The organism is Brevundimonas basaltis (assembly GCF_014202075.1).
Taxonomy (GTDB): domain Bacteria; phylum Pseudomonadota; class Alphaproteobacteria; order Caulobacterales; family Caulobacteraceae; genus Brevundimonas; species Brevundimonas basaltis.
This window is the reverse complement of sequence record NZ_JACHFZ010000001.1, coordinates 553081-576182: the sequence shown is the minus strand read 5'-3', so window position 1 is coordinate 576182 and position 23102 is coordinate 553081. Positions and strand designations below refer to the sequence as shown.

The window sequence follows — 23102 nt, the reverse complement described above, 5'->3', positions numbered from 1 at the left end:
AGGGCACAGGCGGCGCTGAGTGCTGCAGTCAATCTGGAAATGGATCACTGCCCGAAACCTGAGGAACGACCAATGACGAACTCCGACAAGTCCCCGCGGGCTGCCCACAAATCATGGCCCTCCCAGTGGGACAGGCTGGCGATGCCCGCTGATCATCAGCAGGCCCATCGTTTAGCAAAAATCGCGGCTCACAGGACCCGATTGATGATCGCGGCCGTGCGGCGAACAGGCGAGGTGAACGGTGCCCGTCGTGCGGGCCGGCTTTCGCGCCGGTTTCTAGCCAGTGACACTGCCCGACTGGCTGCGGCCGCTGCCGCCTACGAGAGAAAGGTCGGCGGCCTCGTCGGTGCTGATGGTGATGCTCTGAAGGCCGTGTTCGCCGCCCTCCCTGCCATGGACCCGTACAAGCCTAGCCGGGGGAGGCTGTTGGCGGTCCCCCGCGAGAAGTTCGACGGCTCATTTCGCTGGGTGTTCAGCGCCAAGTTCGTCGATCATGCCGTCGGGCTGCTGGTCAAATATGCACTCGAGGGGCTGTGCACCCCGGAGCCAACGCAGTTCATGTCGACTGGGGGAAGGGCGGGTTTCGAGCGTTGGCTCCGAACCGAGCTGCCCGCGGCCGCCCTCGTCATAACCACCGACATCCCAAGTTGCTTTGAAAGCCTCTTGAGGGATGCTGTCATTTCCGGCCTGCCGCTTCCAGCGGCGGTCAAGAAGGCGGTGCTGTTCGATCCTAAGGATCGGGCGCTCTTCCTTGATGTGGCCCCTGGGGGTCTCACTCCTATGAATAAGGAGAAAGTCGCCGTGGTGAGCGCGCACAAGCGGGGCATCCCGCAGGGCACGGCACCTGCCTCAATCGTTTCGGAGGCCATGATCGCGCCGATCATCCGAGCCATCAACGACACGTCCCCAGATGTGTTTGCTGCGAGCTTTGGTGACAACCTGATCGTGGTCCTGCGAAACGCCAAAGACAGGACGTCAGTTATAGACGCCCTCACGTCATCAGTCAGAGATACCTTTGGCGCGGACGTGATCGGGCCGCTCACCAGTCGCACCCGGATCACCTCACCCCGTCGTGGTGTGAGTTTCTGCGGACGGGAATATCGGCTCCACCGGGGCAAGATGCGGGTCGAACTTTCGGCTGGCCGGCTCGATAAGTTCGCCCTCAAGACACTGGTCAGAATACGGGACGCTAAGCGGTCGAAGGACCCTGTCGCTTTCGCAGCGATCAGGGAAAGCATCAACGGCTGGGTCGCCCAAAATGCCGTCATCCCGGGTGCCGTTTCGGTGGCGGTCGACCTCCTCATCCACTTGGAAAGCATGGCCCCAAAAGAGGCCGCTTACACTTTTGAAGATGATCCAGATGGAACGCCGACCGTGGGCGAGTTGATAATGGCCGAGGACACCGATCCCCCTTGGGTCGAGAGCCTATGAGGTTCGCCGTTTCTGGAACGAGCAGATGGCACCTTGGAAGCGATTTCGCCGTCACAGATACGTTAGGGTTGCCTGTCCGAAGCCGCCCGTCGGACACAAGTCCTGGCTTCGTGGCCGACGCCGCTCGACCGGAGTTCTGCTCGCGCTCCACCACGCTGCCGTGCTGCTCCGAACAGGGCCTCAGAGCAGCGCGATGTTGTACAACACCGCTTTCGGAAGAGCCCAAATGCTCTCCGCCAAGCCCCGCTGGTACCCAAAGGAAGAGGTGTTTTTCCGTTGGCTGGTGCACCACCGTATCGCGAGAAAAACAGGGCGTAACGAGTGGGTTGCTGGGCTGTACGCCCCGTGTTTCGCGATCATTCCCAACCGGCTGCTCGTCTACCGATTGGGCAAGCTCATCCTCGCGCGGGAGGGCGTAGTTGCTGAGCAGCCGGAGCAAATAGATCCGCAGCGAACCCGGTCTACGTCATCGAGTGTATGACCGCTTTGAGGAACAATACGAATGGCCACTCCCGACCCAAAGCGGACGTTGAAGTCTTGGGACTGACCCGCAAGTCGGAACCTTCCTCAGTGAGGAAATCGCCCACCAGTGAGCTCGGAGAAAGCGCGGCTAACCGGCACCCGTGACATGATGTGGGGCCCCCAACGGGTTTGGACTCTGGCGAGCCGCGTTCCCGCATAAAAATCGCCAGCACGATAAGGACGGCTGTCGACAGAAACTTGCTCTGCCAATTCTGGAAGCTTTCGAACCAGAAGTCCGCCTCGGCCACGTGAGCGATCAAGCTTCCGCCGACATCCTCATTATGAAGCTGCGCCTGATCCGCTGCCAGCGCGCTGTTCACGCAGTGAAGAACGAACGAAACGATGAACAGCAGGAACAACGCCAGCCCCAAAGAGTGAGAATAGACGACGCGGGCCATTCCGCCGAGACGGACCGGGAGCGGCGCTTTGGCCTTGCCTGCGTCAAGAGCGGGGTCACGATCCTGGGGCGCTGGTGCGTCGGGATACTTCTCCGGCGATCCCCGCTGAAACAGGTATGCCGTCAGCATGACAAACGCCCACATCTGTAGGAACTCGCTCTCCCAGTTTTCGAACAGGGAGGACAAAAAGGCCCTGCTGGTCAGATAGGCGGCACGGCTTAGGGCGGGTTGGCCTTGGTCTGCCAGCTCGGCGTTTTCGCTGGCTTGGCCGGCGAGGGCCTGTCGAACGAGACTGGCGAAGAACAAGGCCAGCAAGGCTAGCGTGTAGGGCCGTTGTCCCTGACGGTCTTCGTCACGTGGTCGTTCCTTGTGAAACGCTGGATGCTGATCGCGACGGGGTGGGTGTTGATTGCCCTCGAATGATGGCGGCGCCCTCGGGTTCGCGCCTGAGCGTCACGATCTTCTGGTCGCCCAGAAAGACATGCACGGCGTACCCGCTGGCGTGCTGTGCGAGCAGCTCCCCGGCTTCCGTGGCTGCACTATCGGGATCCTCAGCGGTGAGGGGTTCCATGTGGGGGACAGACAGGATGGAGGACTCGATAAAGCAGAAATAGGTCACTTCTCCTCCAGTCCGTTCACGGCGCCATGAAACGCTCGGACCAAAGCGCCGTCTGCCGGGATTCGGACACTGGCCCTGGCGACCGGACCTGCCGCCTGACCGCGAGCTCCGGCTCAGCCGGCGTTCGAGGCCTTGAGCTGTTCAGCCATGCGAAGGTGGCCTTCAATCTTCGGAACCACCGAACGGGCGTGTTCGGCCAGCGGAGGCGCTTCGTTGTGGTCGGACAAGCCGCGGTGGAGAGTCAGGGCCTCGCTGCGGGCCGCGATCTGCTGGTCGAGGAAAACTCGGTCGAGGCGGCGGCGCCCGCCGCGCGTAGATTGTTGATCAGACCTTGGCGGCGCTCGTCGAGTCCGGCGGGCGGCGTCATTGGCGGGTTCATGGTGCCGATGATGGCCTTGAACCTGTTGGAGGCGTCGATGTGATCCGTCTTGATCATCGTCGCCAGTCGCCCGACCTCGGCGTTCCGTTCGGCACATAGGCGGAAACCGTATTGGCTCCGAGTGTCGCGGCCGAGGCCCGCCCGACGGGTGCCGCGGCCATGTACTGGGCCTTGTCGATCGCGGGCGAGGCACCGCGCTCGTTGCAGGCGGCGAGAAGGGCGACGCATGCGGCGCTGGCGAAAAGTGTATTCATCATCGGTGGTGATCCCTGAGTTGGGTTTTTGGCAAAGCTTCTGGAGTCGCGGACGGGCAGGCTGGGCCTTGGACGGGGCGGCCGGCCGAAGTCGCGATGTCAGCCGCCTTGTTTTCCAGGTGAGGCGATACACTCCGACGCCGTCGGACAGGACGGCGATGCAAAGCCCGACTCGCTGAAGAGCAGCCTTCGACGGGCGGGAACTTCCGCCTCATCCGTGTCGGCAACGTCGACGATTTCGCGAACTCCCTGGCCACAAAGGTATTTCAACTTGTGCTGAGGCATCAATCGGCAGCGACTCCAAACTGCCCATGTCAAACCGGCGCGGACTGCGGGGGGTCATGTGTCTGGAAGCCGACGAAACCCTGCCTCGGCGACGCCGTTACGGCGGTGAACCTCTGCCGTGGACGGGAGTCGGATGTGAAATCGGCACCTATCAGCCCCCCGATCGCGAAGGGCGCGCGAGGGCGCGACCTGCCTGCCTATGTCTCCAACGGGCTCATCGGCCTGAGGGTGCGGGAGAACCCGCTGCAGTCGGGGATGTGCATCATCAGCGGCTTCGTCGGCGAGCACCACGAAAAACGCATCGAGGCTGCGGCCGCCGCGCCCTACCCCCTAGGCGGAGACATCGCCATAGACGGGCTGTGGAGCGCCGACCAGCCCGGTTCGGTCGAGCCGGTAGATCAGGCCTACGACTTTGGGAGCGGGGAACTGACCAGCCGGCTTACGGTGCGCATCGGCGACCGTCGCGCCGACGTCGAGGTGCTGACTTTCGCCAGCCGCAGCCATCCCACCGTCCTCTGTCAGGAGGTGACGGTCGAGGTCGATGGTGCCTGCGACCTGATGGTGCGGATGCGGCTGGACTCAACCGGGTTGCGGGGCCGTCAGATCGAGCGGCGCCTCGACACGCCGGGAGAGGCCGCACCGGTGTGCGACGGCTCGTTGTTGTGGGAAGCGGAAGGCGCCTTGGGCCGGTGCGGACTGGCGCTGATGACGGAGGCGGCGCACGAGGTCGCTCGAAAGCAGGAGCCGTGGGACGCCCTCGGCCCACTCTCAAGCACATATACGCAGCGGGTGCGGAAGGACCGCCGCTACCGGTTCCGTCAGATGGTCAGCCTTGTGCCGGATGTCATGCACCATCAGCCGCAAAGGCACGCCGTACGGATGATCGCGGCGGCGGGTGACCTGGGCTTCGATGAACTGCGTCGTCGCAACCGAGCGATATGGCGGGAGCTGTGGAAGGGGCGGATCCGCCTCGTCGGCGCGGAGAGAAAATGGCAGGCCATGGCCGACGCCGCCTTTTTCTACCTCAACACCTCGGTCCACGCCGCCTCGCCATCGTCGACGTCGATCTACGGTCTCGCGACCTGGACGGACTACCACTATTATTTCGGCCACGTGATGTGGGACGTGGACGCCTTTGCCATCCCGCCGCTGGCCCTAACGCAGCCGGAGGCAGCGCGGGCGATGTTGGATTTCCGCACGCGCGGTCTGCCGGCGGCGCGGAGCAATGCGCAGACTTGGGGCCGGCTGGGGGTGCAGTATCCGTGGGAGGCCGGGCCGTTGCGCGGCGAGGAGGCAGCGCCGGGCGGAGCCGGCGCGGCGGCGCGCGAGGACCATATCAACATGCATGTGGCGCGGGCCTTCGCTTGGTACGCCGACGTCACCGGCGACGAGCAGTTTTTGAAAGAGGCCGCCTGGCCGGTGCTGGCGGGCGTGGCGGACTGGTTCGTGGACCGGGTCGACCGGGCGCGGTCCGGCTACGACCTGCGCGAGGGCGGCGGTCCGGCGGAGCGCAAGAAGACGGACGACAACGACGCCATGACCCTGATGGCGGCCCGGATCGTGCTGGAACGGGCGTTCGCAACGGCCGAACGGGTCGGCCTGCCCGCGCGGGCGTCATGGGCGCGGGTGGCCCAGGGGCTTCGCCTGCCAATGCGGGCCGACGGCGTCATTGCCTCGCACGACGGCTACCGCAGCGACGAGGAAAAAGGGGCGACGCCCGCGCCGCTGATGGGCTTCTTCCCATACTGGGCGGACATCGATCCGGACACGATGCAGAAAACACTGACCTTCTACCTGGGTCTCTGGAAGGACTACGCCGGGGCGCCCATGCTGCCGGCGCTGTACGGGACCTGGGCGGCGTGGGCAGGCCACCGCGACCTCTCGCTGAAGCTGCTGGAAGAGGGGTACGGAAAATACCAGTACGGCCGGTTTCAGCAGACCCTCGAATACCGGCTCGACACCGTGGACGGCGTGGCGTCCGGGCCATTCTTCGCCAACATGGGGGGCTTCCTGACCGGCCTGATGTTCGGGCTGACAGGGATTCGCGTCGGGCCCGGCGACCCGGAGTCGTGGCCGGCGCGCCCCGTTGTGCTGCCGGAAGGCTGGGAAGCGATCGAATGCGACAGGCTGTGGATCCGCGGAAGGCCCGCGCGGTTTTCGGCCCGTCAGGGGGCCGGTCGGGCCGAGCTGACCTGGGTCGGTCAGCAGGGGGACTGACGCCCGTCGGCGCTTCAGCGGATCGGACTCGTACGCGTTCAGCGGGCCTCTGTCCGAGTTCGGACTTACGCGGGAATCCGGACCCGCTACTGCGGTCTGGCGACGCCCGCCCGAGTCTCTTGCCCTGGCCCGGGCGCGACCTAGATCGGCGCTCGCTGAGACCCATAAGGGAGTGAGCGATGGAGAAGATACGGGTCAAACCGTTGGGCGACGGCTGGGCCGTCGAGACTCCCAGCACTGATAATCCGATGGTGTTTCGGTCGGGCCGCGCTGCGGAAGACGCCGGCAAGCGTCTGGCCCGCCGGCTGGCCCGCGCGGGGTCGACGACTGAGCTGGAACTCAGGCTCCGCTCCGGCGTGTGTGCAGGACGTTTTCTTTGCGTGCCGCCCGTCGACGAAGACGACGACGTCCTGCTCCTTGGCTTGCCTGGCCTGCCGCCTGGCGGCGGCGCGGCTTTCTGGCAGGGGCACTCGGGCAACCCATGAAGCTGTCACGCTTTACGGAGTCCTTGCCCGCGCATGCGGAAGGTGGGCTGATGGCTGCCGTGCTGAAAAACAAATTCCTTTCGGCGATCGCGCAGGAAGACCTCGCTGCCATGCTCCCGCGGATGCGGGAAGTCGAACTGCGCAAGGGGCAGGTCCTGATCGAGCAGGAAGCCGCGGTCGAGGAAGTGCATTTTCCGCTTTCGGCGCAACTATGTAATCTGACGATCTTCACCGATGGGCGCAGCGTCGAAACCGCCGTTGTCGGGTCCGAGGGCGTGTCGGGTCTTGCCCCCTTCCTTGCGGATGCGCCCTGCGCCTGGCAAGTCGTGGTGCAGATCGCGGGATCGGCCCTCGCGCTGCCGTCCTCGGTGCTCCGGAGCCAGGCCCGGGAGAGCGCCGACCTTCGCGGGCTTCTGGTGCGTCTGGTGCACGACTATCAGGCGCAGTCGGCGCAGACGGCGGCCTGCAACACGGTTCACCGGTCGACCGCGAAACTGGCACGCTGGCTTCTGATGTTCGACGATCGAAGCCAAGGCAAGAAGCTGGAAATCACCCAGCAGGATTTGGCCGCCCTGATGGGCATGCAGAGGACGACGATCAATCAGGCGGCTGGTGAACTGAAGACGCTGGGTGCCATCGCTTATCAGAGGGGCTACATCCGCATTACTAACCGGGACCTGCTGGAGCGGTCGTCCTGCGAGTGTTACGAAATGCAGCGCCGTCGGTCCCGGGCGCTGGGCCTCGACCCGGCCTGATTTCAGTTTTCGGGCGCCACATCAGCTTGGGCGACAGGGTCCACGGCGCCGTGGCTGTGATAACAGCGACCAATCGACCGGTCTCATCCGTTACGCTGACAGACAGCATTTTACGCCGCCAGAACTCGTGCCGCTTCATTGGAAGCAAGGCGGCCATGACATCGGGCGCTACCGCCTTCGCAGCGTCGATGTCCGGGAGCTCTTCGCCCTCTGAGTCCCTGAGGGTCGCCCCGTCCGCGGCGTGAAAATGGTAGCGGGTCATCCCCGCGGAACAGCCAACCCCGAGACACGGTTCCTGAGTCCGGGATGCGACAGAGCCAGCTAAAATCGTCGCTCTGTGTCGGGGTTACGACAGAACCGTCCGCCGAGCCGCCCGTTTTGCCGGGATGGCTGTCCAGGACCCCGACCCCCGCGTCCCCGTCTATGCGATGGCCGGAATCTATACGATCGGAGGTTTTGCAATGAGTGACGACAGGAGCCAGGCTGGCGGCCAAGACCACCAACGCATCAGCCTGTCCGACGACTACGAAGCGCGGGACTGGAGCGCCAAATACGGCGTCAGCGAGGAACGGCTGCGCGCCGCGGTCGGCAAGGTCGGCAATATGGTCGACGATGTCGAGCGTGAGTTGAGGGGGCGGTGATGGAAGCCTTCCCTTGGGCGCTGGTGACCGTCGGCGGACCGCTTCTCGTTTTCGCGGTGGTCATGTGGGCGTGGCTGCGAAGCCGCAAGGCGGACGATCAACTGGACCCGACCACCCCGTCGGACGACCCGTCCAAGGGCATGACGGGGCACGACTGATGAGAGGCGGGACGATGGTGCTGGTTGCGCTGGTCGCCGTTTTGCTGAGCCTCCTGATCTACATGGCGACAGGCGGCCATTTCGTCTTTTTCGCCCTTCCTCTGCTGTTCGGCCTGCCATTTCTCGGCCGGCGGCGAGGTTGACTCCAACTGAGCAATAAAGAGAAGCCATGACCGACACTCAACCTGACCAGAAGATCCAGCGCGACCGCGAGGAGGGCGACGGACAGCGACGCCCGGACCAGGGGTCAGACGCCGCCCCCGCGCCGGCCCAAACCGACACCGGGCCGGCGACCAGCGGCGCGGGCGCCGGAGGGCCAGGAGGCTTCGGGCACATGACGATGCGCATCTACGAAGTCGCGGTATCCGGACGGGACGGTGCGACCCGTGTCGTGAAAGTCCCGTCGAAGACGGACGTCCAGGCCGGCGACGCTGCGGCGACGCTGATGTCTCCGGGCGAGTCCATCCTCTCCATCAGAGAGACGGACGATCCCCTGCAGGATGTCGACGCCATGCCCCCCGGAACGCAGACGCATCCGGACCGGCCGGTCTGAGCCATGCCGAACCGACGCATGACACATTCGGCAGACGCGGCCGCCGGCCTTGTGGTCGGCGGACAGGGCGGGCCGGAAAGCGAATTGCTCGAAGACGGTCAGGAGGAGGTGTTTTCGCGCACCGAGGTCGAGACCGGGCGTATCGAGCACAGGGCCGAGGCCGGCAGTTGCGAAGACGCGCCGGTCGGGCGGCCCCGGGCCTAAGCGGCGCAGATGCTGGATAGAGCGGATCCGAGCGGAACCCTTCCCCTGTTCGAACCGGCACCGTACGCGCCCCCGGGCTTCTCTTATGCGCGGGAGCTGGTTCCGCCGGATGAACACGCTGCGCTGGTGCGCCGGTTCGAACAGCTTCCGTTTCAGCCCTTCGATTTTCACGGGTTCAAGGGAAACCGTCAGACCGTGCCCTTCGGCTCGCGATACGATTTCACGCAGAGCCGGGTGAAGCCGGCGGACCCTTTCCCTGACTGGCTCCGGCCGCTGCAATCGCGGGCCGCCGCCTTTGCGAATCTAGAGCCGGACGCCCTGGTCCAAGCCTTGATCACCGAATACGCGCCCGGCGCGGGGATTGGCTGGCACCGCGATCGTCCGGAGTACGGAAAAGTCGTAGGCGTCTCTTTTGCGAGCGCGTGCATTCTCCGGCTGCGCCGCCGCCATGGTGAAGGCTGGCGACGCGAGAGCGTGCTGCTTGAACCTCGCTCGGCCTATCTGCTCGACGGCGAGGTGCGCCACGACTGGCAACACAGCATCATGCCGGGCGACAGGCTGCGCTATTCGGTGACGTTCAGAACGCTACGTTGAACTTCCTCCCGCACGCCGTGGTGACGGTCTGGCTATAGTCAGGCTGACAATTCAGGGGCGTGGGGTGTCCCGTTCAGGCCGACGTATATGTCTGCCTTCCCCCCGAAACAGACCTTTGGTGGATCCGCTTGCCGACGGACCCACCGCAGCCTAAAGATCGATCTGCTCGGAGATCTCCAGAGCGTCATCAACCTTGATTCCAAGATATCTGACGGTGCTCTCCAGCTTGCCGTGTCCCAGGAGCAGCTGGCAGGCGCGCAGGTTTCCGGTCTTCTTGTAGATCAGCCACTTTGGTCCGTCGCAGAATGTGTGCGCCGTACCCACTCGGGTTGAGATCGATCATACGAACCCAGCCGTCGACGAGGCGTGCGTACTGCCCAGTCCCGATATGCCTTCCGGCATTGCTTCGGCGCGGGAACAGCCAGTCATCCAGCCGCCGACCTCGGAGCTCCAGTCATTGCGTCAGCGCTTCTCTCGCCGGCTCTGTGATCTCGAACGGTACGGGTCGCCCGGTCTTCTGTTGGACGATGGTAGACCGCTGTCGAATGACGCCTCCATGGGCGACATCGGCAAGCCGCAGCCTGACGAGGTCGCAGCCCCTGAGTTTTGCGTCCAGCGCGGTGTTGAACATCGCCAGATCCCGGACCGATCCAAGTGACTTCAGGTGCTGGCGGATTGCCCAAATATGCTTCGGCTTGAGAGGAGCTTTCGCCCCAGTCATGCGTCCAGCGTTCCAGGGTTTTCGAAGCATGCGAAAAAGATCGGGCTGGCCCATGGCCGCCTCCCAGTGCGGAGGCCCCCGATCTCCACGTTACGCCTTGTGGGTCGCGAATGCGCCAGAACCGGTCACTCTCTAAGCGCCGGAAACACGACATTCAGCCATGCCGTCTGAGCCTGGGAACGTCCGCTTGTCGGTCCGATGCCTTTGGCCGCTCCCGACCCGTAGCGGTCGTCAGTGAGCCTGCGTCGCTCCCGCTCCGGGGGTCGCGATGTCGACGACATTGCGCCAGCTGCCGTCCCCCTGCTTGCGCCAGATAGTCACCGTCCTGAACTGCTGCGTCTCCAACCCTCCAGACGGGCCGGGAACTGTCACCTGGGTTCGCTCCAGAAGGTACCCCATGTCTCCGGACGCCGACACATGCGCTTCGACCGGCTCCCAGCTGATCCTGAAGCCGGGTAGTTTCATGCTCTCTGTCACGTAAGTACGGATGGCTTCCTTTCCTCTGAAGGTCGGCAGACCAGACATCAGCACCACGGCATCATCCGCCCAATATCGGATGATCGCATCAACATCCCCGCTCGCGGCCGCCTGCGACCACTCGCGACTAGTTTCCATCAGCCGCAGTTCCTCATTTGCCGAGTTGGTTGGGAGGCTTGCACAGGATACCGCCAGAAAGCAGGAACAGGCGGCGAACGACAGCCGTATCGGCGAGGTTTTCATCTAGCTCTTCCTCGTTTCAAGTAGCCAAAATACCGCACGGGGGCTGGGGGCTACATCCTCACAAGGCCTTTCAATAGCCGAGTTGGCAAGGTCCGTTCTCCCCCCATAGCGGACGCTCGGAAGGTCTGCTTTTCAGCGAAAGGCCCGCTCCTGAAGTGAAACTTCATTTCTTCCGTGACGGTCAAACCTGAATAGGCTGGATCGCCTTATCCAACCATAACCCGATCCAGACCCAACATGGCTCTCGTCGCATACACCCGCGTCTCGACCGGCAAACAGCAGGCTTCCGGCCTCGGCCTTGAAGCACAACAAGACGCCATCGAGAGGTACGCAGCCCGAACGGGCCAGCCGATCATCGCCACCTTCACCGAGGTCGAGAGCGGCGCGGTCCGGGATCGGCCGCAACTTGCGGCGGCTCTGGATCTTTGCCGCCGCAAGAAGTCGGTCCTCCTCATTGCGAGGCTAGATCGTCTTTCCCGGTCGCTGGCCTTCATCGCCCAACTGCTGGAGGCCGGGGTAGATGTTCGGGCTGCGGACGTGCCGGAGGCGAACCGGCTGACGCTTCAGCTACTGGCCGTTTTCGCCGAACACGAAAGAACCATCATTCGGGAGCGGACGCGGGCGGCTATGGCAGCGGCCAAAGCTCGGGGAACGATCCTCGGTAAGAACGGCGCGGTGTTGGCCGCCGAGCACAAGCGGCTCGCCGCTCTCTTTGCAGAGACCGTGCGCCCACAGGTCGAGGCAGTCCTTGCCACAGGCGCGACCACGACCAGACAGATCGCAGACGGTCTCAACGCCATGGAAATAGCAACCCGAGAGGCCGGGCGGTGGCACCACTCCGGGGTTTCGAAACTTCTTCGCCGGCTCGACATCATCACCTTCCCTGCCAAGCCATGACTTCCACGCTCAAGGGCCGATCCCACAGCCTTTGGAGCCTCCGTGTTCACTCCCTCATCCGAACTCCTCGTAGAGGAGGCCTTCGCCTGGGTTGCCCGTTGGGCGACGCTGGAGCCGCAACCAGCCCACGTTGACCCTGAACATCGTTGGCGGATCAGGAGCAGCCTCCAGAAGGCCGTGCGGAGGGGTCAGGCCGACAGAGCGGTCAGGATGGCCCTAGCCCTCCATAGGCTCGATCCTCGGTACGTCTGGCGGGCTATCTCGACCATCGCCGTCGAGGATGTCGGTATCGGCGCTCCTGAAGCCGTCTTCTGGGCCACGGCCGCTCAGGGGGCGGCCTTTCGCAAGGCCGTGGGAGAGCTGCCCCTGTTGATCGCCCTGACACGGCGCATGGCAGCCGCCCTCAAGTCCCGTTCGGCCATCGAACTGGCCTTTGTGGTTGAGACGGGAGAGCCAGAGATGTTCCGACCGTTCGGTGGCATGACCACTGACCAACTTCTTGATCGGTTCGGCGGGGCTGACCCATATGAAGCCTATGTCGCCTTGTCGATCCTGCGCGGGATCGTACCGAAGGGCCTTAGTCTGTGCCCGCCCGATCAGCGTGGCATCACGGCCGCTGGCGAGATGTTACCTAATCAGATGGACCCGGCGTCTGCTCGGGCTGCTCAGGCGTCTCTGCTTCGCCCCCTCGACAACATGAGCCTCGGCTTCGTCGTGGCCACCCGCCTGCATCGGGACGATGTTGAACGGTACGACGCAATGCCTGAAACCATGATGATCGACGGCTATCCTGCTGAGGCATTCGATCAGCATGAACGGCTGGGACGTCAGGCCATCGGTCGGTTCACCAGATCGCTATCTCGGGTCTCGCCGGCCTTGGCCCAGCTCTCCCCCGGCAAGGCTCACGCTGCCGTCGCTGACGCAGTGTTCGTGGTCGAAGGTCAGTGTCTGGACCGCTGGGTGGGAGGCCCAGACCTCGACCGGCTCCGGGGCGAGGCGGACGGCCATAGCCTGACCCGTCATGGTCTGTCAGCAGAGGCGGGGATGGGGGTCCGGCAGCTTGTTTCCAACTCTCTGACCTGTCTGCACGAAATCCGTAGTGCAATGGTTGAGGGGGTCACCAACCCCTCGTCAGCCTGATCGCCTGATCGCCTTATGCACATCCTAGTCGAAAAGCAGACACTTCAAACGTCCGCTATGGGGGGAAAGCGGACGTTCCGCCTACGCCTGTCCGCCGCAGTTATTGTCGCGATGCGGCTGGGATCGAAGATGCTCGGATATACCAACTCTCGCCCAGCGACATGAAGACCGTGTGGTCTGCGTCCGGATCGCTTCGGATCACGCTGTCGATGCTCGCCACCGGCTCAGTGGGGGGTCAATCGGTCTGTGCGTGAACATCCGTGACTCATAGCGGTCGCGTCCCGCTTGTTCGAACACGAGGATGTCCACACTCGGCTGCGAGCTGTGGTCCGAGGATACTGACTCGACGCCAAGGCGTTGCATCAGCGAGCCAATGGTCGCGACCCTCTCTCGGCTTGCGTCTACTGGGAGGACGGACAGACCATCATCCTCGTCCCGCTCGACCCAAAGGATGCGTGGAGGCATCGTGACGGCTTGGCGAATGGTTTCGAAGTCGCTTCTATGGGACGCCCACTGTTGGACCATCACTGCCTCCGAGGGAGCAGTTTCGGTCTGAGAACAACCGGTGGCAGTCAGCAAGGCGACGCCAGCGGCGGCTGCAAATATCGTTTTCATCGTCACCCCCTTCGCACGATGCGTATTTTGCCGAACGTCCGCTTCGGGTCGAAAGCGGTCGGTCGTCTAAGGGTGGGAAGCGGACACTCGGCTCCCCTTAGATCCGCGCACACGAGCGGTCATCTCGCGGCGGTTGCGGATACTGAAGAGGACAATCGTTCCGGCCTGATTGACGGCGGCGACAAACTGCGACGCTACTGGGCCACGATCAAGCTGACCGCACGGGGAACTTGTAGATTGACGGTAGAGCGCACTTTGACGCCCTCGATACCCGCGACCACTCCAGAGGCCGTCCAAAGCCCAGTCGCCGCATTCGAGCAGTTCGTGGACATCGTACGCGGGTCTCGCGGCCTAAGCGATGTTGATCCAGACGCGATACGACCGCTGTTGCGCCCGTTTCTCGCCAACCCTCATCGTGACGACGCGCCAGTTCGCGAGATCGTAAGCGCTATTGGGGTCACCACCTTCAGCTCGTTGATCAGGAGCTTTCCGGGGTTCAACTGGCTGTTCCCGCGCATGTTCGGGCCGATGGAAAAATGGGCACCTCAGTACGTGGCTCGCCTCACCGAGCTTGAGGCCATTCTGAAGAACCGTCTCATACCCGGCAGCGTAACCATTCACGTCATGCCAGCGCGCTTCCTTGAGAAGCCAAGCGGCTTCGGACAAACCCCGCAGCTTCGCTACCGCCTCCAGGTGCAGACGCTTATCGACGTGCCGGAGGGTGACCACCTGGAGGCGGTCAGTCTTGAGGTCCGTGCCCTTTCACAAGAAGGCATCGTCTTCGAGGAAATCTCACCAACCGCAGCCTTCTCGTCCGTCACTAGGAAGAACAGCACCGGCGCGCAAACTGGTCTGAAACGCACGGCGACGCAGAAAAACTCCACGAGCGTCAACATAGGGGGAGCGAAGGGAGGGTTTTCCTCCAGTCGCGAGGTGACGGGCAATGACGAAGTGGCAATATCCGTGAGCAGCGGAGCCGAGCAAACGAGCTCGACCGTCGAGCAGTACCTAATAGCTCGAATGGCAGCAAATCGGGCGGTCTGGCGAGTGATCGCCGGCGTCGGACCCATTGACCCTGCGGGTCTTCAATACACCGTCGATCTCTTGGCTCCACCGCAGACGCGAGAGCTCGCACTTGAAGTCGACGCTCGGATTGAATGGCACCGGGCTGGGGCAGTGCCTGCTGAGCTGCGGCAACGCCTGCTTCTCCCCTCGCCTGATGACCTGAGCTAGGCCAAGAGGGCGCGTGGAGCGGCAAACCGAAGAGCGGATCCTCCAAACACCTGCGCCCTGCTCTAGTGATGCCCAGCTGCGAAGTTTCGCAATGGATCGAAAGCTGCCCGTCGCCTAGGGGGGGTAGCGGGCGGTCGCAACTCCGTCAGGAGGCGGCGGAGACGTATTTCCGATTGGGGCTCACAAACTCCCCCCAAAGAAGTCGTCTTGCCCGCCCACGGCCGCCCTAGACGGCCTCAGGGGGGCTAAGTCCTTGGCTTTAGGGCCGCGTCGATCAGTCTGCTGATCCATTCGAGATCGCGATCCGGCAGTGCCGACAACCGGGCGACGGTATTTGTCAGCGCCCGGGGTGAACAGTTCAGCAGGATCGCCTTCCAACGTTTGGGGCGGCTTGCTTTCCTCGGTCCGGACAGTTTCTGTCCCGTAGTGGGGTTTGCCTGATGCCATGGGACGCGCTGCGCGTCTTGGCTGACGCAATGATGATCGCGAAGTTTGGTACACCGGCTTGGTACACAGGCTTGGTACACAAAGTCGGTTGGGTATAACATAAATCAATGAGTTGGAGGTGTTTGGTTTGGTACACGTCACTTCCCTCCGTCTCCGCCAGACCTTGCATGGTAGTCCTGAACCTCCGCCGCCCACACCTGCGGGCGAGCCAGATGGGCCTGTCGCGACAATTACGCAGGCCATGCCGCGTCGACCCGATCGGCATCAACGCAGGACAATCCGCGGTGTGGTAGGATCGGGCTCCCGACCCGGCCCGTCAGGAGTCTGCCATGAGCGCCGAGACCCCGCCACCGATCCACAGCCGCGCCGTCGCCGCCATCGTCGAACTGCTTGATCGCGAAAGGCTGATGACGCTTGCGTGCAATCGGCCCGACGGCTGGCCGCAGGCGACAACCGTCGGCTACCTGAACGAGGGCTTGAATCTCTATTTCATCATCGCCCGAACGAGCCAGAAATTCGCAAACCTGCAAACCGACCCGCGCGCCTCCGTCGCGATCCGGTTCAAGAGCGGCAGCAGTGGCGGAGGCGGTGTCGGGGTCTCCATGGCCGGACGGGCCGTCGAGGTCGATGACCCCGCCGCTGTCGAGCGGCTGAATCGCCTTGTGGCCGAACGGTTCCCGGAGGTGCACGTCTATTGCCCATCCGCGGACGCGGTCGCGGTGATGCGGTTTCGACCGACAGTCATTTCCCCCGTCGGCGTGGCGGGCGGCCGCAGCGATCCCCAGACCTTCACAGTTGGCGAGCAGGAGCCGCCGAGCGTTTCGGACCTGTTCTGAGTCGCCGATCCGGGCGCTGCCCGGCGATAGTTCCACTGGCATTCGAAAGGAGACCGCCCATGAGCCTGAAACGTGTCCTCGCCCTCGCCGACGGCCGCTCCGGCGATCCATCCGCCCTGGTCTTCGCCGCCTGGCTGGCGGCCCAGCATGACGCCGTGGTCGAAGTCATCCCGGTCTATCCTGACTCCGCCATGGACATGATCACCCTCGGCATGACGCTCGGCGCGACCTTGTCCCGCGAGGCCATCGACGAACTGGCGGCTGCGGAGCGGACCATGCAGGAGCGGATCGAAAGGGTGGCGCGGGAGGCGGCGGACGGAGCGAGGGTCGCTTACGGCGCGGGGCAGGGCGGACCCCGGATGTCCGTGCTCACACGCGGCCTGCGTCCGGCGCTCGCCGTCTCGCGCAATGCGGCGCTGGCCGATCTCTTGGTCATCGCTCGCGACGCGCTCGGTGAGGCGCCCGTGAAGGACATTCTGAGCCAGGTTCTGCTGGCCGATCGTGCGCCCGTGCTGATAGCCGGGGGCGACCCGGACCGTCTGTCCGGGCCGGCCGCGATCGCCTGGGACGGAAGCCCTCAAGCTGGTCGCGCGGTCCGCGCCGCCCTGCCGCTGTTGGCTATGGCTAGCGCAATCCACGTCCTCCAATGCGTTGATAGCCTCGACCGCCACACAACTGAGCCTGACATTGATCTGCTCAATGCCTATCTGAAGCTCCACGGTGTCGGGACCGGGATTGCGACCCTGCTCGAGGGCGCGGAGGAGGGGGCGACCCTAATCGCCGCGGCGGAGGGCAAGCAGGCTGGTCTGTTCGTCGCCGGCGCCTGGGGTCATTCTCGGCTGCGAGAAGCGATTTTCGGCGGGGCCACCCGGACTTTTTTGGGCCAGGAAGACGGCCCCAATCTTCTGTTGGCCCACTGAATATGGGGGCTCGCGACCACCTGTCCCGTCCCGGCAACGCGGGATTGTACGGATGAATGGGACCGGCGTCGATCCGGGAGTCTTGCCGGCCTTCGCCCTCGCGATGATCCTCGTGGAGCTCACGCCCGGGCCCAATCTGACATATCTTGCGCTCCTGGGCGCCTCGAACGGCCGCCGGGCGGGACTGCTCGCCGTCGCCGGAATCACTGTCGGGCTCCTGTTCTGGCTGTTCGTCGCCTTGTTCGGTCTGACCCGAACACCGCTGCATTCGCCCGAGGCGCTGGACGTCCTGCGCTGGGTCAGCGCCGCCTATCTTCTCTGGCTGGCCTGGGAAGCCCTGCGGTCCGGCTCCGGCGCGACGGCAGACGAGAAACCCGCTCGCGCTGGCCCGTTCGTCCGCGGCCTCGCGGCCAACATGCTCAATCCCAAGGCGGCGATCTTCTACCTCGCTCTGCTGCCGGGATTCATTGAACCTGAGGCGGGACCATTGGTCACCCAGATCCTTGTCCTCGGCGGCCTCCACATCGCCATCAGCATCGTGATACACAGCGCGGCCGTATTCGGTGCCGCGGGAGCGGCTTCCAGTCTGCCGCCACGCTGGGCATACGGTCTTCGGGTCTTCCTGGCGATCAGCTTGGTCGCGGCGGCATTCCTGATGGTCGTTATCCCCTTGGCTCCGGGATGAAGATCACCCCTCATCCACCGGCTGGTGGGTGAAGCCCTTGATGCCGCTCAGGGGCCGCAGGTCGCGTTCGATCTCCACCTCGCTCTCGGCATAGGCGATCAGCAGCCGGGCCAGGTCGACCAGGGCGCTGGCGTGTATGCGCTCGTAGCCGTGGCTGGCGTCGATGCCGAAGGTCAGCAGGGCCGTGCGGATGTCTGCGCCGGCCTCCAGCGCCGAGGCGGAGTCCGACCGGTAGTAGCGGAACACGTCCTTCTGGTGCGGAATGCCGTGGTCGACGGCCAGCTGCGCCAGCTTGCGCGACAGGTGCCAGTCGAACGGGCCGGTCTGGTCGGCCATGGCGATGGTGACGCCGAACTCCGACGAATTCTGCCCCGGCGCGGTAGTGCCATTGTCGACGGTGACCATGGAGGCCACGTCGGGGACCAGCACGGACGAGGCGCCGTGGCCGACCTCCTCGGCGATGGTGAACAGCCACCACGTGTCGACTGTAGGCGTCCGTTCCTCACGGATCATGCACTCCAGAGCGGCCAGGAGGGTTGCGACCCCTGCCTTGTCGTCGAGATGGCGCGAGACGATGAAGCCGCTGTCCATGAATTCCGGCTGGGGGTCGATGGCCACGATGTCGCCGATTTCGACACCGAGCAGGCGCGTGTCCCTGGCATTGTGGGTCACGGCGTCGATGCGCAGCTCGACCTGGCGCCAATTGACTGGCTGGGTGTCCACCTCCTCGTTGAAGGTGTGCCCCGAGGCCTTCAGCGGCAGGATCGTGCCCCGGTACATGCCGCCTTCCGAAAAGATCGTGGCTCGCGCCCCTTCGGCGAAGCGCGACGACCAGTGCCCGATGGGTACCAGCTCCAGCCGGCCGTTATCCTTCACGAACTTGACCTGGGCGCCGAGGGTGTCGACGTGGGCGACCATGGCGCGGGCGGGCTTCGGGTCCCGCCCCGGCAGGCGCGCGCGAATCGCGCCCCGGCGCGTCAGCTCATAGGTCAGGCCCAGCCTTTCCAGCTCCCGGCACAGCAGCCAGACGGCTTCGTCGGTGTAGCCGGTCGGGCTGGGCGTGTTTAGCAGCTCGCCGAGGCGAGACTTCAGATAGTCGAGGTCGATCGCGGGACGGGACAAGATTGCTCCTTCTGGTTGGGGGTCAGGCGGCGCCCGGGGCGTCCGGACGGCCCGCGATGCGCGACGCCGCCGGCGCCGACAGCGGGAACAGCAGGTCGATGAACCGCTCGGCCGTCGGCTGGGGCTCGTGATTGGCCAGACCAGGCCGCTCGTTGGCCTCGATGAACGCGTAGTGCGGCTCGCGCGGCGATTTCACCATCAGGTCGATGCCGGTGACGGGGATGTCGATGGCGCGGGCGGCCGCGACCGCCGCGCGGATCAGTTCCGGATGCACCTCTTCGGTCACGTCGTGGATGGTGCCTCCGAGGTGAAGGTTGGCGGCCTTGCGCACCATGATCTCCGTTCCCTCGGGCGCGATGTCATCGAGGCCATAGCCCGCCTCGGCGAGGGCCCGTTCGGTCTCGGCGTCGAGCGGGATTCTGGATTCCCCGCCGGTGGCCGCCTCGCGGCGGCGGCTCTGGTGTTCGATCAGAGCCCGCAGGGTCGAACGGCCGTCGCCGAAGACGCGGGGAGGGCGTCTCAGGGCGCAGGCGACAACCTTGTAGTCGATGACCACCAGCCGCAGGTCCTCGCCCTCCACCTGCTCCTCGACCAGCACCTCGGAGCAGATCTGCCGGGCCCGTTCCAGCGCCGCCTCAACATCCTTCACGGTCGTCAGACCGACGGCGACGCCCTGGCCCTGTTCGCCGCGGGCGGGTTTGACCACGAGTGCGGGGTATTTCTTCAGCGCAGCCCTGATGGCGGCCGGCTCGTCGGCGGCGATCCGGGCGGGCACGCGCACGCCCGCCGCATCGACGATGCGCCGGGTCATCCGCTTGTCGTCGCAGATGCTCAGCGCCACCGCGCTGGTCAGTTCGGACAGGCTCTCGCGGCAGCGCACTGATCGCCCGCCCCAGCTGAGGCGGAACAGGCCGCCTTCGGCGTCAATAATGTCGGTATGGATGCCCCGACGCCTCGCCTCATCGACGATGATGCGGGCGTAAGGATTGAGATCGAGATCGTCGGTGGGCCCGACGAACAACACCTCATTGATCGGGTTCTTGCGCTTCACGCCGAAGAAATACACGCGCCGGAAGCCCAGCTTCTCATACAGAGCGATGGCCTGGAGATTATCGTGCATGACCGACAGATCCATGTAGGCCAGACCCTGGGTCGCGAAATGCTCGGCCAGCCGCCGGACCAGGGCCTCGCCGATCCCCGGCTGGGTCGCTTGCGGATCGACCGCCAGACACCACAGGGACGAACCGCACTCCGGATCGTCGAAGGCGCGGGCGTGATTGACCCCCGTCACCGTGCCGATCACCAACCCCGTCACGCTGTCCTCGGCGACCAGATAGGTCAGGGTCCGGTCGTCCCGGTGTCTCCACAAGAAGTCGGCCGGCGCCTGCACCATCCGGCGCTTGGCGTAGATTTCGTTGACGGCCTCTGCGTCCGCTTCCGAGGTCAGGCGGCGGACGGTGAAGCCGCGGGGCTGGCGGCGGCTGGCGCGATAGGTGGCCAGGTCGAGGCGGTAGGTGTGCGACGGATCAAGGAACACCTCCTGAGGCGCCGACGCCAGCAGGACGTGCGGATTGCGGACGTAGAAGGCGATGTCGCGCCGGTCCGGCCCCTCGGCCCTCAGCGCTTCCACCAGCGGCGGGGCGGCCTTGAACGTCTGGGCGAACAACAGCCGGCCCCAACCGCAATCGAGCACCGCGTTGGGCTGGGGCGCGCCCACGCCGGTCCGCACCGGCGGCTTCAGCCCCTCGTGGCGCAGGCGCTTGAGCCGATGCGCCTTGGCGCGGACGGGGCGGATGTCAGAGGCCATGCTGCTGCATCCACATCTCGAGGATGGCGACCTGCCAGAGCTCCGAGCCGCGGAGGGGCGTGATATGCGCCGTCGGGTCCGCGAACAGGGTGTCGAGGTAGCCCTTGTCGAACAGGCCCCGGTCGCGTGCCGCCCGGTTGGTGAGCGCCTCGCGCACCATCTCCAGATAAGGCCCCTCGATGTACTTCAAGGCGGGAACGGGGAAGTAGCCCTTTTTGCGGTCGATGACCTCGGGCGGGACGACCAGTCGCGCCGCCTCCTTCAGAACGCCCTTGCCGCCCTGGCTCAGCTTGTGCTCCGGCGGAATTCGACCCGCCAATTCGACCAGCTCATGGTCGAGGAAGGGCACCCGCGCCTCCAGGCCCCAGGCCATGGTCATGTTGTCGACCCGCTTGACCGGGTCGTCGACCAGCATCACCTGGCTGTCCAGCCGCAGCGCCTTGTCCACCGGCGTCTCCGCGCCCGGCTGGGCGAAGTGCGCCTCGACCAGCGCCCGGCTGACATCGGTGTCGGCCATGAACGCCCCGTTCAGCTGTGTCTTCAGCGTCTCGTGGCTGCGGTCGAAGAACGCCTTGGCGTAGGTCTCGACCGGATCGGTCGCGCCCACCATCGGGGGATACCAATGATAACCGCCGAAAACCTCGTCGGCGCCCTGGCCCGACTGAACCACCTTGATGTGTTTCGAAACCTCCTGGCTCAACAGGTAGAAGCCGACGTTGTCATAGCTGACCATCGGCTCCGACATCGCCCCGATGGCGCCCGGCAGAGCTTCCATCAGCCGCTCGTGTGGCACGAAAATCTGGTGGTGCCGGGTGTCGTAATGATTGGCGATCAGGTCGGAATAGACAAACTCGTCGCCCTGTTCGCCGTTGGCCGCCTCAAAGCCGACCGAGAAGGTCATCAGGTCCTTCTGCCCCAACTCCGCCAGCAGGCCGACGATCAGGCTGGAATCGACCCCGCCCGACAGCAACACCCCGACGGGCACGTCGGCGATCATGCGGCGCTTCACGGCGACGCGCAGCGACTCCAGCACCCGGTCTCGCCAGTCTTCGGCCGTCAGCCCGGCGTCCTCCGGACGCCGCGTCATATCTGGTCGCCAGTAGACGCGCTCACGCGACGTCCCGTCCGGCTCGATCACGCGGATCGTGGCGGCGGGGAATTTCCTGATCCCCGTCAGTATGGTGTGGGGCGGCGGCACCACGGCGTGGAAGGTCATGTAGTGGTGCAGGCCCACCGGATCGATCGACGTGTCGACCTCGCCCGCCGCCAGCAGGGCCGGCAGGCTCGAGGCGAAGCGCAGCCGCTTGCCCTTCTCCTCCAAATACAGCGGCTTGATGCCGAACCGGTCGCGGGCGATCACGACCCGGCCGCTGTCCCGCTCATGCAGGACGAAGGCGAACATCCCCTTGAAGCGATCGACGCAGGCCTCGCCCCAAGCCTTCCACGCCTTGATGATGACCTCGGTGTCGCCGTGCGAGAAGAAGCGGTGCCCCAGCCCCTCAAGCTCGGCGCGCAGTTCCGGATAGTTGTAGATGCAGCCGTTGAAGGCCAGCGTCACGCCGAGGTCGGAATCGACCATTGGCTGCTGCGCCTTCTCCGACAGGTCGATGATCTTCAGCCGCCGGTGGCCCATCCCCACCGGGCCGCGCATCACGATGCCGGACCCGTCCGGTCCCCGAGGCGAGAGCGCATCCGTCATGCGTTGCACGGCGCCGGCGTCGGCTGGCCTTCCGTCGAAATTGATCTCGCCGCTCAGACCGCACATGGGCCCTCCTTGAATTGTGAAAGCAGCGTGTGGATATGGTTAGTGCACTAACGAGTTCAACCCGATGGCCGAGCTTTCCGTTCCCGTTGACAGCGATCCCACGGCCTCTCTCGTGCGGTCGGTGCGTAGGATCGCCCAGGCGATTGACGTCCGCTCGCGCGAGATATCAAGCCTGACCGGCCTGACCCTGCCGCAGTTGCTGGTCCTGCAGTCAATCCGCGCCCTCGGGGAGGTCAGCACCAGCGCTATCTCCCGCGACGTGTCGATGTCCTCGCCGACGGTGGTCGCGGTGCTGGACCGGTTGGAGGCCAAGGGCCTGATCGTCCGCTATCGCTCCGAGACCGACCGCCGGGTGGTGCACGCCCGGCTCACCGACTTCGGCTGCGCGGCGTTGACCGACGCGCCCGGCCTGATGGGCGCCGAGGCCCTGTCGCGGTGGTCCGCCCTGGCGCCCGAACGTCAGAAGACTATGGCCGGCGCTATGTCGATGTTCGCTGATCTGATCGCCGGGAAGCGCCTTGACAACGACGTGGGCGAGACTTGAGCACCGCCACCCCTTGACAGAGCCAGTCGCCGACGCAGCCAGCGTGCGGCTGCATTGGTGCGATCATGAAGCTGGCGGTTGAGACGAAGAGCAGACGGCGGGCCGCGGCGGTGGATTAAACGAGGGTGGCGCGGGCGCGCCTCTCGCCGGGGCGC

General features: G+C 64.8%; 28 protein-coding genes. 17 read left to right on the top strand and 11 right to left on the bottom strand.

Features of this window, described 5'->3' with window-relative positions:
• Positions 1 to 204 precede the first annotated feature (204 nt).
• Entirely contained in the window at positions 205 to 1431 is a 1227-nt protein-coding gene (locus HNQ67_RS03050) for a hypothetical protein (protein WP_183252189.1), read from the top strand.
• Positions 1432 to 1892: 461 nt separating this feature from the next.
• Here the strand turns inward: HNQ67_RS03050 and HNQ67_RS03045 are convergent, their stop codons facing one another.
• The 4 genes from HNQ67_RS03045 to HNQ67_RS13590 form a co-directional block, all read right to left on the bottom strand.
• Positions 1893 to 2666, bottom strand: coding sequence for a DUF6766 family protein (locus HNQ67_RS03045; protein WP_183252187.1), 774 nt, complete (start codon positions 2664 to 2666; stop codon positions 1893 to 1895).
• A gap of 37 nt (positions 2667 to 2703) precedes the next feature.
• A complete protein-coding gene (locus tag HNQ67_RS03040; protein WP_183252185.1) occupies positions 2704 to 2970 on the bottom strand; it encodes a hypothetical protein in 267 nt (88 codons plus the stop codon).
• Positions 2971 to 3083: 113 nt separating this feature from the next.
• Complete coding sequence (locus tag HNQ67_RS03035; RefSeq protein ID WP_246347412.1) at positions 3084 to 3446, bottom strand: DUF4142 domain-containing protein; 363 nt, start codon at positions 3444 to 3446, stop codon at positions 3084 to 3086.
• Complete coding sequence (locus HNQ67_RS13590) at positions 3403 to 3606, bottom strand: hypothetical protein (protein ID WP_246347411.1); 204 nt, start codon at positions 3604 to 3606, stop codon at positions 3403 to 3405. Before HNQ67_RS13590 ends, HNQ67_RS03035 begins: the two co-directional genes overlap by 44 nt.
• 417 nt (positions 3607 to 4023) lie before the next feature.
• On the opposite strand from HNQ67_RS13590, the gene HNQ67_RS03030 reads away from it, so the two are divergent.
• From HNQ67_RS03030 to HNQ67_RS03020, 3 genes are all read left to right on the top strand, one after another.
• Positions 4024 to 6105 carry a glycoside hydrolase family 65 protein gene (locus tag HNQ67_RS03030; RefSeq protein WP_183252183.1) on the top strand — a complete coding sequence of 694 codons (2082 nt, stop codon included), beginning with the start codon at positions 4024 to 4026 and terminating at the stop codon, positions 6103 to 6105.
• Positions 6106 to 6284: 179 nt separating this feature from the next.
• The gene (locus HNQ67_RS03025; RefSeq protein WP_183252181.1) at positions 6285 to 6590 is read left to right on the top strand and encodes a hypothetical protein; all 306 of its coding nucleotides are present in this window, start codon (positions 6285 to 6287) and stop codon (positions 6588 to 6590) included.
• Positions 6587 to 7345 (top strand): Crp/Fnr family transcriptional regulator, encoded by a 759-nt coding sequence (locus HNQ67_RS03020; protein WP_183252180.1) that lies wholly within the window; start codon positions 6587 to 6589, stop codon positions 7343 to 7345. Before HNQ67_RS03025 ends, HNQ67_RS03020 begins: the two co-directional genes overlap by 4 nt.
• Here the strand turns inward: HNQ67_RS03020 and HNQ67_RS13855 are convergent.
• Entirely contained in the window at positions 7257 to 7607 is a 351-nt protein-coding gene (locus HNQ67_RS13855; protein ID WP_425486327.1) for a DUF6894 family protein, read from the bottom strand. The two genes, HNQ67_RS03020 and HNQ67_RS13855, sit on opposite strands and share 89 nt — an antisense overlap.
• 199 nt (positions 7608 to 7806) lie before the next feature.
• On the opposite strand from HNQ67_RS13855, the gene HNQ67_RS03015 reads away from it, so the two are divergent.
• Genes HNQ67_RS03015 through HNQ67_RS02990 form a run of 6 tightly spaced genes read left to right on the top strand, consistent with a single transcriptional unit; the run spans position 7807 to position 9495 of the window.
• Complete coding sequence (locus HNQ67_RS03015) at positions 7807 to 7986, top strand: DUF3606 domain-containing protein (RefSeq protein ID WP_183252178.1); 180 nt, start codon at positions 7807 to 7809, stop codon at positions 7984 to 7986.
• Positions 7986 to 8144: a hypothetical protein gene (locus tag HNQ67_RS03010; protein WP_183252176.1), complete on the top strand. Its 159-nt coding sequence runs from the start codon at positions 7986 to 7988 to the stop codon at positions 8142 to 8144. Before HNQ67_RS03015 ends, HNQ67_RS03010 begins: the two co-directional genes overlap by 1 nt.
• Positions 8144 to 8287 (top strand): hypothetical protein, encoded by a 144-nt coding sequence (locus HNQ67_RS03005; protein ID WP_183252174.1) that lies wholly within the window; start codon positions 8144 to 8146, stop codon positions 8285 to 8287. The genes HNQ67_RS03010 and HNQ67_RS03005 overlap by 1 nt, the downstream gene beginning before the upstream one ends.
• Positions 8288 to 8313: 26 nt before the next feature.
• On the top strand, positions 8314 to 8697 hold the full coding sequence (locus tag HNQ67_RS13585; RefSeq protein WP_246347410.1) for a hypothetical protein: 384 nt from the start codon (positions 8314 to 8316) through the stop codon (positions 8695 to 8697).
• A gap of 18 nt (positions 8698 to 8715) precedes the next feature.
• Entirely contained in the window at positions 8716 to 8901 is a 186-nt protein-coding gene (locus tag HNQ67_RS02995) for a hypothetical protein (protein WP_183252172.1), read from the top strand.
• A gap of 9 nt (positions 8902 to 8910) precedes the next feature.
• On the top strand, positions 8911 to 9495 hold the full coding sequence (locus HNQ67_RS02990) for an alpha-ketoglutarate-dependent dioxygenase AlkB (protein WP_183252170.1): 585 nt from the start codon (positions 8911 to 8913) through the stop codon (positions 9493 to 9495).
• 150 nt (positions 9496 to 9645) lie between these two features.
• Here HNQ67_RS02990 and HNQ67_RS13580 read toward each other — a convergent pair whose 3' ends face one another.
• The 3 genes from HNQ67_RS13580 to HNQ67_RS02980 form a co-directional block, all read right to left on the bottom strand.
• Positions 9646 to 9819 carry a site-specific integrase gene (locus HNQ67_RS13580; RefSeq protein ID WP_246347409.1) on the bottom strand — a complete coding sequence of 58 codons (174 nt, stop codon included), beginning with the start codon at positions 9817 to 9819 and terminating at the stop codon, positions 9646 to 9648.
• Between the two features lie 130 nt (positions 9820 to 9949).
• On the bottom strand, positions 9950 to 10270 hold the full coding sequence (locus HNQ67_RS13575; protein WP_246347408.1) for a site-specific integrase: 321 nt from the start codon (positions 10268 to 10270) through the stop codon (positions 9950 to 9952).
• A gap of 177 nt (positions 10271 to 10447) precedes the next feature.
• Positions 10448 to 10936: a YybH family protein gene (locus HNQ67_RS02980; RefSeq protein WP_183252169.1), complete on the bottom strand. Its 489-nt coding sequence runs from the start codon at positions 10934 to 10936 to the stop codon at positions 10448 to 10450.
• Between the two features lie 237 nt (positions 10937 to 11173).
• Between HNQ67_RS02980 and HNQ67_RS02975 the strand changes: the two genes are divergently transcribed.
• The 6 genes from HNQ67_RS02975 to HNQ67_RS02950 all read left to right on the top strand — a co-directional run bounded on the left by HNQ67_RS02975 (position 11174) and on the right by HNQ67_RS02950 (position 17709).
• The gene (locus HNQ67_RS02975; RefSeq protein ID WP_183252167.1) at positions 11174 to 11833 is read left to right on the top strand and encodes a recombinase family protein; all 660 of its coding nucleotides are present in this window, start codon (positions 11174 to 11176) and stop codon (positions 11831 to 11833) included.
• A 210-nt stretch (positions 11834 to 12043) separates the two neighbouring features.
• Positions 12044 to 12973, top strand: a complete 930-nt coding sequence (locus HNQ67_RS02970) for a hypothetical protein (RefSeq protein ID WP_183252165.1) — start codon at positions 12044 to 12046, stop codon at positions 12971 to 12973.
• Between the two features lie 633 nt (positions 12974 to 13606).
• Positions 13607 to 14821: a hypothetical protein gene (locus tag HNQ67_RS02965; RefSeq protein WP_183252163.1), complete on the top strand. Its 1215-nt coding sequence runs from the start codon at positions 13607 to 13609 to the stop codon at positions 14819 to 14821.
• A gap of 776 nt (positions 14822 to 15597) precedes the next feature.
• The gene (locus tag HNQ67_RS02960; RefSeq protein WP_221247694.1) at positions 15598 to 16104 is read left to right on the top strand and encodes a pyridoxamine 5'-phosphate oxidase family protein; all 507 of its coding nucleotides are present in this window, start codon (positions 15598 to 15600) and stop codon (positions 16102 to 16104) included.
• A gap of 59 nt (positions 16105 to 16163) precedes the next feature.
• The gene (locus HNQ67_RS02955; protein ID WP_183252161.1) at positions 16164 to 17024 is read left to right on the top strand and encodes an adenine nucleotide alpha hydrolase family protein; all 861 of its coding nucleotides are present in this window, start codon (positions 16164 to 16166) and stop codon (positions 17022 to 17024) included.
• 82 nt (positions 17025 to 17106) lie between these two features.
• Positions 17107 to 17709 (top strand): LysE family translocator, encoded by a 603-nt coding sequence (locus HNQ67_RS02950; protein ID WP_183252159.1) that lies wholly within the window; start codon positions 17107 to 17109, stop codon positions 17707 to 17709.
• 3 nt (positions 17710 to 17712) lie between these two features.
• Here the strand turns inward: HNQ67_RS02950 and HNQ67_RS02945 are convergent, their stop codons facing one another.
• The 3 genes from HNQ67_RS02945 to HNQ67_RS02935 are packed head-to-tail and all read right to left on the bottom strand — an operon-like array spanning position 17713 to position 22403.
• A complete protein-coding gene (locus tag HNQ67_RS02945; protein WP_183252157.1) occupies positions 17713 to 18831 on the bottom strand; it encodes an osmoprotectant NAGGN system M42 family peptidase in 1119 nt (372 codons plus the stop codon).
• Positions 18832 to 18853: 22 nt separating this feature from the next.
• Positions 18854 to 20638 carry an N-acetylglutaminylglutamine synthetase gene (ngg, locus tag HNQ67_RS02940; protein WP_183252155.1) on the bottom strand — a complete coding sequence of 595 codons (1785 nt, stop codon included), beginning with the start codon at positions 20636 to 20638 and terminating at the stop codon, positions 18854 to 18856.
• Positions 20628 to 22403: an N-acetylglutaminylglutamine amidotransferase gene (locus HNQ67_RS02935; protein WP_183252153.1), complete on the bottom strand. Its 1776-nt coding sequence runs from the start codon at positions 22401 to 22403 to the stop codon at positions 20628 to 20630. Before HNQ67_RS02935 ends, ngg begins: the two co-directional genes overlap by 11 nt.
• A gap of 64 nt (positions 22404 to 22467) precedes the next feature.
• Here HNQ67_RS02935 and HNQ67_RS02930 point away from each other — a divergent pair, with 64 nt between their 5' ends.
• The gene (locus HNQ67_RS02930; RefSeq protein ID WP_183252152.1) at positions 22468 to 22947 is read left to right on the top strand and encodes a MarR family winged helix-turn-helix transcriptional regulator; all 480 of its coding nucleotides are present in this window, start codon (positions 22468 to 22470) and stop codon (positions 22945 to 22947) included.
• The last annotated feature ends 155 nt before the right edge of the window (positions 22948 to 23102 follow it).